Origin of the sequence: Pseudoxanthomonas sp. J35 (assembly GCF_000513995.1) — a bacterium.
In the GTDB taxonomy this organism is placed as follows: Bacteria; Pseudomonadota; Gammaproteobacteria; order Xanthomonadales; family Xanthomonadaceae; genus Pseudoxanthomonas.
This window is the reverse complement of record NZ_AZVB01000004.1, coordinates 120995-135253: the sequence shown is the minus strand read 5'-3', so window position 1 is coordinate 135253 and position 14259 is coordinate 120995. Positions and strand designations below refer to the sequence as shown.

Annotated in this window: 10 protein-coding genes; 8 read left to right on the top strand and 2 right to left on the bottom strand. The window is 72.2% G+C overall.

Features of this window, described 5'->3' with window-relative positions:
• Positions 1-26 precede the first annotated feature (26 nt).
• The 4 genes from PSEJ35_RS0104890 to PSEJ35_RS0104875 are packed head-to-tail and all read left to right on the top strand — an operon-like array spanning position 27 to position 8329.
• Complete coding sequence (locus PSEJ35_RS0104890; protein WP_028916823.1) at positions 27-2897, top strand: glycosyl hydrolase 115 family protein; 2871 nt, start codon at positions 27-29, stop codon at positions 2895-2897.
• Positions 2898-2930: 33 nt separating this feature from the next.
• Positions 2931-4355: a glucuronate isomerase gene (uxaC, locus tag PSEJ35_RS0104885; protein WP_028916822.1), complete on the top strand. Its 1425-nt coding sequence runs from the start codon at positions 2931-2933 to the stop codon at positions 4353-4355.
• Between the two features lie 43 nt (positions 4356-4398).
• Positions 4399-7167: a beta-galactosidase GalB gene (gene galB / locus PSEJ35_RS0104880; RefSeq protein ID WP_084635432.1), complete on the top strand. Its 2769-nt coding sequence runs from the start codon at positions 4399-4401 to the stop codon at positions 7165-7167.
• A gap of 49 nt (positions 7168-7216) precedes the next feature.
• Positions 7217-8329 (top strand): endo-1,4-beta-xylanase, encoded by a 1113-nt coding sequence (locus PSEJ35_RS0104875; protein WP_231472383.1) that lies wholly within the window; start codon positions 7217-7219, stop codon positions 8327-8329.
• A gap of 121 nt (positions 8330-8450) precedes the next feature.
• Here PSEJ35_RS0104875 and PSEJ35_RS0104870 read toward each other — a convergent pair whose 3' ends face one another.
• Positions 8451-8948, bottom strand: coding sequence for a hypothetical protein (locus tag PSEJ35_RS0104870; protein ID WP_197017236.1), 498 nt, complete (start codon positions 8946-8948; stop codon positions 8451-8453).
• Between the two features lie 220 nt (positions 8949-9168).
• On the opposite strand from PSEJ35_RS0104870, the gene creB reads away from it, so the two are divergent.
• The 4 genes from creB to PSEJ35_RS0104850 are packed head-to-tail and all read left to right on the top strand — an operon-like array spanning position 9169 to position 12192.
• Positions 9169-9837 carry a two-component system response regulator CreB gene (gene creB / locus PSEJ35_RS0104865; RefSeq protein WP_037061497.1) on the top strand — a complete coding sequence of 223 codons (669 nt, stop codon included), beginning with the start codon at positions 9169-9171 and terminating at the stop codon, positions 9835-9837.
• Between the two features lies 1 nt (position 9838).
• A complete protein-coding gene (gene creC / locus PSEJ35_RS0104860) occupies positions 9839-11266 on the top strand; it encodes a two-component system sensor histidine kinase CreC (protein ID WP_028916817.1) in 1428 nt (475 codons plus the stop codon).
• A 57-nt stretch (positions 11267-11323) separates the two neighbouring features.
• Positions 11324-12001 (top strand): DNA-3-methyladenine glycosylase, encoded by a 678-nt coding sequence (locus tag PSEJ35_RS0104855; protein WP_084635431.1) that lies wholly within the window; start codon positions 11324-11326, stop codon positions 11999-12001.
• On the top strand, positions 11998-12192 hold the full coding sequence (locus tag PSEJ35_RS0104850; protein WP_028916815.1) for a hypothetical protein: 195 nt from the start codon (positions 11998-12000) through the stop codon (positions 12190-12192). Before PSEJ35_RS0104855 ends, PSEJ35_RS0104850 begins: the two co-directional genes overlap by 4 nt.
• Positions 12193-12720: 528 nt before the next feature.
• Here the strand turns inward: PSEJ35_RS0104850 and PSEJ35_RS15405 are convergent.
• Positions 12721-14211: a mannitol dehydrogenase family protein gene (locus PSEJ35_RS15405; protein ID WP_037082425.1), complete on the bottom strand. Its 1491-nt coding sequence runs from the start codon at positions 14209-14211 to the stop codon at positions 12721-12723.
• Positions 14212-14259: the final 48 nt, after the last annotated feature.

Below are 14259 nucleotides of genomic sequence, written 5' to 3'. Positions count from 1 at the left end.
GCGGCCCGCCTGCCCCGAGGAAACGCATGACCCGGCCATCCCTGTTCCTCCTGCTCCTCGCCACCGCGCTGTCCCTGCCCGGCCCTGCCGCCGCCGGGAACGACGCCTGCGCCCGTCCGGCGACGGTTTGCGAAACGCCCGTCGCCGGCAGCCTCGCCTTGGTCGATCGCGGCCGGCCGCTGCCGGTGCTGGTCGACGAAGCCGACTTCTCCGCGGTGCATCGCGCCGCCGAGGCCTTCCGCGCCGACCTGGCCGCGGTCGCGGGGCAACCGCCGGCGGACGCGCCGTCGCCGCGCATGGCGGTCATCGCCGGCACCCTCGGCCGCAGCGCACGCATCGACCGCATCGTGCGCGACAAGGGCATCGACACCTCCGGCGTGGCCGGGACCTGGGAGGCCTACCTGCTGAAGGTGGTCGAGCATCCGGAGCCTGGCATCGACCGCGCCCTGCTGGTGGCCGGCGCCGACCGTCGCGGAACCGCCTTCGGCCTGTACGAGCTGTCGCGCCGGATCGGCGTGTCGCCGTGGACCTGGTGGGCCGACGTGCCGCCGCCGCGCAAGGCCAGCCTGCACGTGGCGCCGGGCCGCTTCGTCGACGCGCCGAAGGTGAGGTACCGCGGCATCTTCATCAACGACGAGGACCCGGCGCTGGGTGGCTGGAGCAAGGCCACCTTCGGCGGCACCAACCACCGCTTCTACGAGCGCGTGTTCCAGCTGATCCTGCGCCACAAGGCCAACTACCTGTGGCCGGCGATGTGGCAGCCGCGCGCGTTCTACGCCGACGATGCGCGCAACGCCGAGCTCGCCGACGAGTACGGCGTGGTCATCGCCACCACCCACCACGAGCCGATGATGCGCGCCCACGACGAGTGGTCGCGCGAGGGCAAGGGCCCCTGGGACTACACCCGCAACGCGCAGGCGCTGCAGGCGTTCTGGCGCGGCGGCATCGAGCGCCTGCAGGGCCGCGAGGCGGTGGTCACCCTGGGCATGCGTGGCGACGGCGACGAGGCCATGACCGAGGGCACCGCCACCGCGCTGCTGGAGCGCATCGTCGCCGACCAGCGGCGGATCATCGCCGAGGTCACCGGCCGGCCCGCCGCGGAAACCCCGCAGGTGTGGGCGCTGTACAAGGAGGTGCAGGACTACTACGACGCCGGCATGCGCGTGCCGGACGACGTCACCCTGCTGTTCGCCGACGACAACTGGGGCAACATCCGCCGCCTGCCCGACCCGGCCAGCCGCCGCGCCGGCGGCTACGGCGTGTACTACCACTTCGACTACGTCGGCGGGCCGCGCAACTACAAGTGGCTCAACACCACCCAGGTCGAGCGCGCCTGGGAGCAGATGCGCCTGGCCTGGGCGCACGGGGTGGAGCGGCTGTGGATCGTCAACGTCGGCGACATCAAGCCGATGGAACTGCCGATCAGCGCCTTCCTCGACCAGGCCTGGGACCCGGACGCGGCCGACCTGGCCTGGATCGCCCGCTATCCGGCCGCCTGGGCCGCCGAGCAGTTCGGCCCGGAGCACGCCGCGGAGATCGGCCAGATCCTGACCCGCTACACGCAGTACAACGCACGCCGCAAGCCGGAGCTGATCGACGCGGACACCTGGAGCCTGGTCCACGAGAACGAGGCCGACCGCGTGCTTGCCGGATGGGACGCGCTGGTCGCGCGCACCCTCGAACTGGCGAAGAAGATCCCGCCCAGCCACCGCGACGCCTGGTACCAGCTGGTCGAATACCCGGTGCTGGCCAGCGCCAACCTCAACCACCTGTACGTCGCGGTCGGCCGCAACCGCCTGTACGCGGCGCAGGGCCGCGCCTCGGCCAACGCCTGGGGGGAGCGGGCGCGCGAGCTGTTCACCCGCGATGCCGAACTGCAGCGCGTGTACGAGCAGGAGATCGCCGGCGGCAAGTGGGTCCACATGATGTCGCAGCCACGCATCGGCTATACCCACTGGCAGTCGCCGGAACGCAACGTCCTGCCCGCCCTGGCCACGGTCGACGTGCCGGAGAAGGGCATCACCGGCGTGGCCATCGAGGGCGATCCGCGGCGCTGGCCGTATCCGCTGCACGGCGCCCGTCTGCCGGTGCTGGACCCGGTCGGGGCGCCGACCCGTTCGATCGTGGTGTTCAACGGCGGCCGCCAGCCGGTCGCGTTTACCGCCAGCAGCCGCACGCCGTGGCTGAAGGTCTCGCCGGCTTCCGGCGAGGTCGCCGACGCGCAGCCGCTGACGCTGGAAGTGGACTGGGACGCGCTGCCGGAAGGCGAGCACGAAGGCCAGGTCTACATCCGCGGCCGGGACTGGACCGAGGCGACGGTCACCGTGCCGGTGCACAAGCCCCCGGCGCACCGCGGCGTGCGCGGCTTCGTCGAAGGCAATGGCGTGGTCGCGATCGAGGCCCAGCATTACGGCCGCGCGGTACCGCCGGCCGGTGGCCAATGGCAGGTGATCCCGAACCTGGGCCGCACCCTGTCCGGCGTTACCGTGTGGCCGGCCACCGGCGAACCGGCGACGCCCGGCGGCGATGGCGCGCGCCTGGAATATCCGCTGGTCATGGACCACGACGGCGAGGTCGAGGTGCGCATGGTCATGGCGCCCCCCCTCGACATCCGCCACCGCGGCGGCCTGCGCTACGCCGTCTCGATCGGCGACGAGGCCCCGCAGCTGGTGAACGTGCGCCTGGACCCCACTCCCGGCGACCGCGATTTCCGCGCCTGGGAAGCGGCGGTCATCGACAACTCGCATGCGGCCAGCTCGCGCCACCGCGTCCGCGCCGGCGCCAACACCCTCAAGCTGTGGCTGGTCGATCCGGGCCTGGTGTTCCAGCGCGTCGAAGTGCTGCGCCGGCCATGGCCGCCCACCACCCTCGGCCCGCCGGAAAGCGCGCGCCGCTGACGACATTCCCGCCTACGCGATACCGGATCCCCCATGAGCGCCACCGTCCGCCCCCTGCACCTGCACGAAGACCGCCTGTTTCCGGCCGACCCGGCGCAGCGCGGCATCGCCCGCCGCCTGTACGCGCAGGTCGCCGCGCTGCCGATCGTCAGCCCGCACGGCCACACCGACCCGGCCTGGTTCGCCGGCAACGCCAACTTCGCCAACGCCACCGAACTGCTGCTGGTGCCGGACCACTACGTGTTCCGCATGCTCTACAGCCAGGGCATCGACCTGGACGCGCTGGGCATCCCCCGCGTCGACGGCAGCCGCGCGGCGGTGGATCCGCGCGAGGCCTGGCGGCTGTTCGCGCGCAACTTCCACCTGTTCCGTGGCACGCCCTCGTCGCTGTGGCTCAACCACGTGTTCCACGAGGTGTTCGGCCTGCGCGTGCGCCTGGACGCCGGCACCGCCGACCACTACTACGACACCATCACCGCGGCGCTGCAGACCGATGCCTTCCGCCCGCGCGCCCTGTTCGAGCGCTTCGGCATCGAGGTCATCGCCACCACCGAAGGCCCGCTGGACCCGCTGGCCCACCACCAGGCGATCCGCGACAGCGGCTGGAGCGGCAGGGTGGTCACCGCCTACCGCCCGGACGAGGTGGTCGATCCGGAACACGAGGCCTTCGCCGGCGCACTGCAGCGTTTCGGTGAGATCGCCGGCGAGGACGTGCTCAGCTGGGACGGCTACCTGCGCGCGCACCGCAACCGCCGCGGGTTCTTCAAGTCGATGGGCGCCACCTCCACCGACCACGGCCACGAAAGCGCGCTGACCGCCGACCTGTCGCGTGCCGAGGCCGAACGCCTGTTCGCGAAGATCCTCAAGGGCGGCTTCAGCGCGCAGGAAGCGGCGCTGTTCCGCGGCCAGGTGCTGACCGAGATGGCGGCGATGAGCCTGGACGACGGCCTGGTGATGCAGCTGCACCCGGGCTGCCATCGCAACCACAACCCGCGGCTGTTCGCGCGCCATGGCCGCAACGTCGGCGCCGACCTGCCGCTGCCGACCGAGTACGTGCACGCGCTCAAGCCGCTGCTGGACCGCTTCGGCAACGAGCCGGGCTTCCGCTTCATACTGTTCACCCTCGACGAGAGCACCTACTCGCGCGAGCTGGGCCCGATGGCCGGTCACTACCCGTGCCTGTTCCTCGGCCCGGCCTGGTGGTTCCACGACGCGCCGGAAGGCATGTGGCGCTTCCGCGAGCAGACCCTGAGCACCGCCGGCTTCTACAACACCGTCGGCTTCAACGACGACACCCGCGCCTTCCTGTCGATCCCCGCGCGCCACGACGTGGCCCGGCGCATCGACTGCGCGGTGCTGGCGAAGCTCGTCGCCGAACACCGCATGGAAGAGGACGAAGCCGCGGAAGTCGCGGTCGACCTCGCCTACCACCTGCCCAAGCGCGCCTACAAGCTGTAACCCCGCGGGCGCATCCCGCGCCCGCCGCCGTGGAGTTGCCTGCATGACGACCGAGACCCTGCCGCGCCCGCGGCATCGCCCGCGCCGCCTCGCCGCGCTCCTGCTTGGCCTGGCGGTCCTGGCCGCTGGCCTGCCGGTGGCGGCCACCGAACCGGCGCCGCGCGAACGCATCCGCCTCGACCAGGGCTGGCGCTTCCATCGCGGCGATCCGCCGGGCGTGGAAGGACGCCTGGACTACGACGTCCGCCCGCAGGTCGAAGCCAGCGCCGACGGCAGGGTGGCCGACGCACGCCCGGACGAAGCGGTGCGGGTGCAGGCCGACCGGCCCGTGCTCAAGCCGTGGATCCTGCCCACCGCCAACCGCTTCATCCGCGATCTGGCGGCACGCCACGAGCGACCCGCCACGCCGCCGCAGGTGGGCGACATCCCGTTCCTGCAGCCCGGTTACGACGACAGCGGCTGGGAAACCGTCACCCTGCCGCACGACTGGGCCATCGCCGGCCCCTTCATCGCCGAGGGCCCTTACGGCGGCATGGGCCGGCTGCCGAGCTGGGGCGTGGGCTGGTACCGGCGCGACCTCGACATTCCCGCCAGCCAGCGCGGGCGCCGCGTGTACCTGGACATCGACGGCGCCATGTCCTACGCCACGGTCTGGCTCAACGGCCAGCTGGTCGGCGGCTGGCCCTATGGCTACAACAGCTGGCGCGTGGACCTCACCCCGTACGTGGAAGCCGGCGGGCGCAACACCCTGGCGATCCGCCTGGACAACCCGCCGGAGTCGGCCCGCTGGTATCCCGGCGGCGGCCTCTACCGCGACGTGTGGCTGGTGACCACCCCGCCGGTGCACGTGGCGCAGTGGGGCACCACCGTCACCACGCCGGAAGTGTCGGCCGAAGCGGCGGAAGTGCGGCTGTGCGTGGAAGTCGACAACACCAGCGACGCACTGCTGCGCGTGCAGGTGGAAAGCGAGCTGTTCGCGCTGGGTGCCGATGGCAGGCCGACGGGCAAAGCGGTCGCCCGCTTCGCGCCCGCGTCGCTGGAGATCGACGCCGGCGGCACCGGCACCACCCGCGCCAGCGCGCGCATAGCCCGCCCGCGGCTGTGGGGCCCGCCGCCCAGGCAGCAGCCGCACCGCTACGTCGCCGCCACCACCGTGCGCCAGGACGGCCGCGTGCTGGACCGTTACGAAACCCGCTTCGGCATCCGCCGCCTGGAGTTCGACCCGGACCGGGGCGTGGTGGTCAACGGCGAGCACATCCCGCTGCGCGGGGTGAACCAGCACCACGACCTCGGCGCGCTGGGCGCGGCCTTCAACCGGCGCGCGGCGCAACGCCAGCTGGAGATCCTGCGCGGCATGGGCGTCAACGCCATCCGCCTGGCGCACAACCCGCCCGATCCGCGGCTGCTCGAACTCACCGACGCGATGGGCTTCCTGGTCATCGGCGAGATCTTCGATTCCTGGGAAAAGAAGAAGACGCCGCTGGACTTCCACCTGGTCTTCCCCGAGTGGCACGAGGCCGACCTGCGCGCGATGCTGCGCCGCGACCGCAACCATCCCTCGATCTTCCTGTGGAGCGTGGGCAACGAGGTCGGCGAGCAGTACGACGGCGAGGCCGGCGCCGCCCTCGCCCGGCGGCTGGTACGGATCGCCCGCGAGGAAGATCCCACCCGCCCCACCACCGCATCGATGAACTGGGCCAAGGCGGACATGCCCTTCCCCACCGCGTTCGACGTGGTCAACCTCAACTACCAGGGCGAGGGCATCCGCCAGGAGCCGGAGTTCGAGGGCACCGAACGCATCCGTACCCCGCCTTCCTATCCCGCCTTCCGCGCCACCTTCCCCGACAAGGTGATCTTCGGCAGCGAAACCGCCTCGGCCGCCAGCAGCCGCGGCATCTACCTGTTCCCGGTGACGCCGAAGCAGAGCGCGCCGATCCGCGACGGCAGCGGCGGCGACTCGCGCCTGCGCCAGGTCAGCGCGTACGAACTGCACGCGGTGGACTTCGGGGCCAGCGCCGACAAGGTGTTCGCCACGCTGGACCGGCATCCCTACGTGGCCGGCGAGTTCGTCTGGAACGGCTTCGACTACCTGGGCGAACCGACGCCGTACTACGAGGCGCGCAGCTCCTACACCGGCATCATCGACCTGGCCGGCTTCCCCAAGGACCGCTACTTCCTCTACCAGTCGCGCTGGCGGCCCGACCTGCCGATGGTGCACGTGCTGCCGCACTGGACCTGGCCGGGCCGCGAAGGCCAGGTCACGCCGGTACACGTGTTCACCTCCGGCGACGAGGCCGAGCTGTTCGTCAACGGCGTCTCGCAGGGGCGGAAGAAGAAGGGCCAGTACGAGTACCGGCTGCGCTGGGACGAGGTGGTCTACCAGCCCGGCGAACTGCGCGTGCAGGCCTGGCGCGACGGCAGGCCGTGGGCGGAAACCCGCGTCGAAACCGCCGGCGCGCACGCGCGGCTGGCGCTGCAAGCGGACCGCGCGCGCATCGCCGGCGACGGCCGCGACCTGGCCTTCGTCACCGTGCGCGTGCTCGACGCCGCAGGCCGCCTGGTGCCAACCGCGGACGACGCGATCGAGTTCCAGGTCGAAGGCCCGGGCGTGCTGGTGGCCACCGACAACGGCGATCCCAGCGACCTGGTCGCCTTCCCCTCGCCGCGCCGCCAGGCCTTTTCCGGCCTGGCGCTGGCGATCGTCCGCGGCATCGACGGCCAGCCCGGGCAGGTCACCCTGCACGCCCGGTCCGGGACGCTGCAGGGCGCCCGCGTCACCATCACCACCACGCCGGCCGAGGCCGTGCCCTGAGGAGCGAACCATGCGCATCCCGATCCTGACCCTGGTCGCCGGCCTGGCCATGGCCGCCACGCCCGCCGGGCGCGCGGCGCCTCCGCCGGCCACGCTGAAGGCCGCCTTCGCCGAGCACTTCCTGCTCGGTACCGCGGTCAACGACGACATCGTCTCCGGTCGCGACGCGCGGGCGCAGGCGCTGGTGCCGCTGCACTTCAACGCGATCACCGCCGAGAACGTGATGAAGGCCGAGGTGGTCAACCCGGAACCGGGCGTCTACGACTTCGCCGCCGCCGACGCCTTCGTCGAATTCGGCGGGAAGCACGGCATGTTCATCGTCGGCCACACCCTGGTCTGGCACAACCAGACCCCGGACTGGTTCTTCCAGCGCGAGGACGGCACGCCGGTCGGCCGCGAGGCGCTGGTGGAGCGCATGCGCGGGTACATCGAACAGGTGGCCGGGCGCTACGCCGGGCGCGTGCACGCCTGGGACGTGGTCAACGAGCAGATCGGCGAGGACGGCCGGTACCGGCCGACGAAGTGGGTCGAGGGCATCGGCGACGGCGACGAACTGCTCCGCCTGGCTTTCACCTTCGCCGCCCGTTACGCGCCGGATGCCGAGCTGTACTACAACGACTTCAACGCCTGGCGCCCGGAGAAGCGCGACGGCATCGTGCGCATGGTGAAGATGCTGCAGGCCCACGGCATCCGCATCGACGGCATCGGCATCCAGGGCCACTGGGGCCTGGACTATCCGTCCACCGCCGACATCGAGGCGGCGATCGACGCCTACGCCGCGCTGGGCCTGAAGGTGATGATCACCGAACTGGACGTGGACGTGCTGCCGCTGACGAAGGAGGGGCAGATCATCGGGCAGGGCATGATGCACCCGCAGTTCCAGCTGCCGGAATTCAAGCGCTTCCTCGACCCGTACCGCGACGGCCTGCCCGACGAGGTGCAGCAGCAGCTGGCCGCGCGTTACGCCGAGCTGTTCCGCGTGTTCCGCGACCGCAGCGACAAGCTGCACCGGGTCAGCGTCTGGGGCGTGCACGATGCGATGTCGTGGAAGAACGGCTATCCCATCCCCAACCGCACCAACTACCCGCTGCTGTTCGACCGCCAGTACCAGCCCAAGCCGGCGCTGCGCGCCGTGCTCGACGTCGCCGCCGGCAGGGACTGAGCTTCCGGTCGCCGTCCGCGTCGCCTCCCTGATCGCGAAGCTGCCCCTTTAGAGCGGGGCTTGCCCCGCTGCTCTTGCGGTTCGCGGGTCTACCGGCCCGGGGAGCGGGGCAGGCCCCGCTCTACAGGGGTTGCTCCGTCCCGGCGGCGAGGGCGAACAGTCCCGCCGACAGCAGCCACATCCCGACCCAGAACGCGGTCAGCACCGCCTCCAGCGGCCGCCCGACCATCAATGCCAGCAGCACGGTCAGCCCCTGCGCCACCGCCGTGGCGACCATGACCCGCGCCAGCCCGCAGGCGCCGAACCTGGCCAACAGCGCCCCGCCCACCGCCACCAGCAGCACCACCGCGTGCGCCAGGTTCGCAGGATTGCCCTCGTCGCCGATCAGGCCCACCGCCAGGTTCACCCACACCAGCAGGAACCCGGCCAGGATCGCCACCGCCGCGCCGGCGCGGTAGGCCCAGTGCCGTCCCAGGCGCACCGCGACCTCGAAGCCGCCGCAGGCCACGGCCAGCATCGCGCCGAACACCAGGAAATCGAGCGCGCCCCAGTCGAACTCGCGGGTGAAACGCATCGCCACCCAGGGCAGCGCCAGCAGTCCCGCCGCACCACCCCACATCAAGAACCGCCACCAGGAACCCGTTCCTCTCCCGCGATTGCCGGCCGCTGCCGCCATGTGCCTTCTCCTTCGTCGTGTCATGGACCGCGCCGTGGGGCCCAACGGTACCGCCGCGCAAGCGTGGCCGCGTTCTGTGTGCTGGATATGAAGCGGAGGCGAAGCCGGTGCGGTCGTCCGGACCACGGGTGGCGGCTAGACTGTCGCCACGCGGGAGGTGGCGATGGCGCAGGTACTGCTGGTCGAGGACGAAGGCGCGATCGCGCAGGCGGTCGAGTTCGCGCTGCGCGCCGACGGCCTGGACACCGTGCACGCCCTGGCCGGCCAGCAGGCGCTGTCGCTGGCGGCCACCCGGCACTTCGACCTGGCCATCCTCGACGTCGGCCTGCCGGACATGGACGGCTACGCCCTGTGCCGGCAGCTGCGGCGGCAGCACGACCTGCCGGTGATCTTCCTGACCGCGCGCGGCTCGGAGCCGGAGCGGGTGTTCGGGCTGGAGCTGGGCGCGGACGACTACGTGACCAAGCCGTTCTCGCCGCGCGAACTGGTGGCGCGGGTGCACGCGGTGCTGCGTCGCGCCGGCGGCGGCGGCGGCGCCTCCGGCGGCGCGTTCCGCCACGACGTCGCCGGCCACCGCGTGTTCTACCGCGGCCAGGCGCTGGAACTCACCCGCTACGAATACGCCCTGCTCGCCGCGCTGCTGGCGCGGCCCGGCGCGATCCTGACCCGCGCCCAGCTGATGGACCGGGTCTGGGGCGCGGACAGCAACAGCTCCGACCGCACCATCGACACCCACATCAAGACCCTGCGCGCCAAGCTGCGCGAGATCGAGCCCGGCGCCGATCCGATCCAGACCCGGCGCGGCCTGGGCTATTCGCTGCGGGTGGGCTGAGGTGCGCACCGGCGCGCGGATCCTGCTGGGCTACTTCGCCATCGTCGGCCTGGCCGCGGTGCTGCTGGGCCAGGTGTTCATGGCCCAGGTGAAGCCGGGCGTGCGCCAGGCGATGGAGGACACCCTGGTCGACACGGCCAACGTGCTGGCCGCGCTGGCCAGCGACGACCTGCTCGCCGGACGCATCGCCGACGGCCGTTTCGCCGCGCACGTGCGCTCGATGCAGGGCCGCGACCCCGGCGCGGAGATCTGGGGCTTCCCCAAGCGCGCCACCGCGTACCGCATCTACGTGACCGACGCGCGCGGCACCGTCGTGTTCGACAGCGCCGGCCGCGACGTGGGCCGCGACTACTCGCGCTGGAACGACGTCCACCTGACCCTGCGCGGGCGCTACGGCGCGCGCTCCACCGCCGAGGACCCTGCGCATCCGGAGTCCTCGGTCATGCACGTGGCCGCGCCGATCCACGACGAGGCCGGCGCCATCGTCGGCGTGCTGACCGTGGCCAAGCCCAACAGCGTGCTGGCACCGTTCATCGAGCGCAGCCGACGCACCGTCCTGTACTGGGGCATCGCCCTGCTCGGCGTCGCCTTGCTGGTCGGCATCGTCACCGCGGCCTGGCTGTCGCGCCAGCTGGGCGCGCTGCGCGGCTACGCACGCGCGGCCACCGCGGGCGAGCGCACGCCGCTACCGGCGCTGCGCGGCGAGTTCGCCGAGCTTGGCCAGGCAATGGAAAGCATGCGCGTGCAGCTGGAAGGCAAGCAGTACGTCGAGCGTTACGTGCAGGAGCTCACCCACGAGATGAAGAGCCCGCTGGCGGCGATCCACGCCAGCGCCGAGCTGCTGGAAGGACCGCTGGATCCGGCGGACCGCGAGCGCTTCGCCGGCACCGTGCGCGAACAGGGCGAACGGCTGACGCGCATGGTCGCGCGGATGCTGGCGCTGGCCGCGGTCGAGCACCGGCAGGCGCTGGAAACGGTCGCGCCGGTGCCGGTGGCCGGGCTACTGGAAGCCGCGGCCGCCGGCATGCAGCCGGTGCTGGAGGCGCGCGGGCAACGCCTGCGCACGCGGATCGACGGCGACCTGATCGTGGCCGGCGATGCGTTCCTGCTGCGCCAGGCGCTGGAGAACCTGCTCGACAACGCCTCCGGCTTCGCGCCCACCGGCAGCGAACTGGACCTGGAGGCCTCGATGGAGAACGGCCAGGTCGTGCTGCGCGTGCTCGATCGCGGCCCCGGCGTGCCGGCGTATGCGCTGGATCGCGTCTTCGAGCGCTTCTACTCGCTGCCGCGCCCGGACGGGGCCCACCGCAGCAGCGGCCTGGGCCTGTGCTTCGTCGCCGAAGTGGCGGACCTGCACGAGGGGCGGGCCGCGCTCGCCAACCGCCCCGACGGTGGCGCCTGCGCCAGCCTGCACCTGCCGCCAGCGTGAACCATCCGCCCGCCGCGCTTGACGCGGCGCTCGCGACAGCGGTGTTATCCGGTGTGCATGCGCGACGAACACCGGCCCGCCGCCACCGTGACGCAGTCCTTCGCCGGGCCGCCAGGCGCCAGCCGCTGGCGCGTGCTGGAGCGCCGGTTCTACCAGCGCCATCCGGCGGTGGTCGCGCCTGAACTGCTGAACAAGATCCTGTGGCGCGCGGACGGACGCGCGGCGCGGATCGTGGAAGTGGAGGCGTATGCCGGCAGCGAGGATCCGGCGGCGCATTCGTTCCGCGGCCGCACCGCGCGCAACGCGACCATGTTCGGCGAGGCCGGCCACCTCTACGTGTATTTCACCTACGGGATGCACTGGGGCAGCAATGCCGTGTGCGGCGAGGTCGGCGAAGGCATGGGCGTGCTGCTGCGCGCGGCCGAGCCGCTGTCCGGCGTCGAAGCGATGCGCACTGCGCGCCCGCGCGCGCGGATCGATCGCGACCTGGCCAGCGGCCCCGGCAAGCTGTCGCAGGCTTTCGGCATCACCCGCGAATTCGACGGGGCGGACCTGGTCGAGGGCGGCCAGGGCATCTGCATCGTCAGCGACGGCACGCCGCCGCCGCGTCATCCGGCCATCGGTCCACGCATCGGCATCAGCCGCGCCGTGGACTATCCCTGGCGCTGGCACGTTCCGGACCATCCGCACGTCTCGGCACGTCCGCGCCGCCCGGTCAACGGAGGCATGCCATGACCGTTCTGCTGGACCGGCCGCTGCGCCGCGAAATCAACATCCAAGGCCAGGCCTACACGCTCACCATCGATCCGCAGGGACTGAAGCTGGTCCCCAAGGGCCGGCGCAAGGGCCTGCAGCTCGGCTGGACCGAACTGGTCAGCGGCGACGCCGCGCTGGCCACAGCGCTGCAGGCGTCGCTGGAAGACTGAGCCAGGCGTGTGTGTGTAGAGCGGGGCTTGCCCCGCTGCCTTGCGCGCGCCTTGGGACATCGGGCGGGGGAGTCGGGCAAGCCCGACTCTACAAGTGCTTCATCTGCCTGCAGGAGAACGATGCTCGCACCGCGATCTGCCTGCGGGAGAACGATTCACGCGCCACGATAGAAACCACGACCTCAATGCGCCGAAGGACGTCGTCCCAAGGGGGTATGGCGCAAGCAGCACAGGGATGTGCTGCGGTCGCGCGTTGGAGCAGGACGCGGAACCGCGCGATGCGCCATACCCCCTTGGGGCGGCGGCCCCGTCCGAAGCCAACGACCTCGATGAAGTTGCCGTTGCCGTGAACGTTACGGCATGGTCGCCGTCGCTCCGCTGCCCCCGTCACTCCTCCCGCGCCCACCGCGAAAGGTTCTGCCGGATCGTGTCGATCTCTTCCCACGGATCCTTGCGCCGGCGTCGCAACCGCCCAGGACGGTCAGGACCGCGGCGGGAACTCCCGGCGGCGGTGGCGGACAACGGGATTCACGGCGCGGCGGCCTCGTCGGCCAGCACCGCGGCCACCGCGCCCGGCAGGCCGTCGCCGAGCCGGGCGTAGGCCGCGCGCAGCACGTGGACGAAACGCGGATCGCCCGACAGCGCGCCGAACACCGGATCCAGGCGCAGGAAGGCCTCCACGTCGCGCACCGGATCGCCGGTGCAGGCGCGCCCGAGCCGCACCAGGGCATCGGCCAGCGGATCGACGATGGCGACGCCGCGTGCGACCTGGCGACGGACGAAGCACATCCAGCCGGCCACCGGCACGCACAGCCGCCCGATCGGCCGCCCCGCGTCCAGCGCCTCGGCGATCGTGCCGAGCAGGCGCACCGGGAGCTTCTGCGAACCGTCCCAGGCGATCTGCGCCAGCAGGTGGCGGATGGCCGGGTTGCGGAAGCGCGCCAGGATCGCGTCGACGTAGGCCTGTGGATCGAAGCCGACGAGGGCCGGCAGGCCGGGCGCGATGTCCTGGCGCATCAGCCGCTCGACGAAGCCGGCCAGGCGCGGCTCGCGCATCGCCTCGGCCACCGTCTCCAGTTCCATCAGCGAGCCGAGGTAGGCCAGCGCCGAATGCGGCGCGTTGAGCAGGCGCAGCTTGGCGCGGTCGTAGCCGGCGATGTCGCCGGCCAGCACCACGCCGGCGCGTTCCAGCGGCGGGCGGCCGTTGCGGAAGTCATCCTCCACCACCCACTGCGCGTACGGCTCGCGCTGCACCGGCCAGGCATCCTCCACGCCCAGGCGCGCGGAGACGCGTTCGCGCAGCGCGTCGTCGCTGGCCGGGGTGATGCTGTCGACCATCGAGCGCGGGAACGCGACCTCGCCTTCGATCCAGTCGGCCAGCCCGGCGTCCAGCTGCCGCGCGTACTGCAGCACCGCCCGGCGCAGGCGGCCGCCGTTGTTGGCGAGGTTGTCGCAGCTGAGCACGGTGTACGGCGCCGTGCCGCGCGCGCGGCGCAGGCGCAGGCCTTCGACCAGCCAGCCGACCGCGCTCACCGGCGCATGCGGGCTGGCGAGGTCGTGGACGATGTCCGGATGCGCCAGGTCGACGCCATCGGTCGACAGGCAGTAGCCCTTCTCGGTGATGGTCAGCGTCACCAGCCGGACCTGCGGGTCGGCCAGCCGCGCCAGCACCGCCTCGCGCTCCTGCGGCGCGCACAGCACCTCGCGGATCGAGCCGACCACGCGCAGCCGCTCGCGCTCGCCGAGCAGGGCCAGCGTGTACAGCCCGTCCTGCGGCCGCAGCGCGTCGCGCACGCCGGCGCTGTGCAGCGAGACCGCGCAGATCGCCCAGTCCGGGTCGTCCGCCAGCAGGTCGTCCATGTACACCGCCTGGTGCGCGCGGTGGAACGCGCCCGGGCCGAAGTGGACGATGCCGATCGAGGTCCGCGCGCGCTCGTAGGCGGGCACGGCAACCCCGGCCGGCAACAGGGCCAGGGTGGCATCGGAGAGTCGGCGGGTGTCGCGAACAGGTGTCGCCATGGGTGTCCTGCAATGTAAGAAGGCTTGGCGGGGCCGGCGACCCTGGGA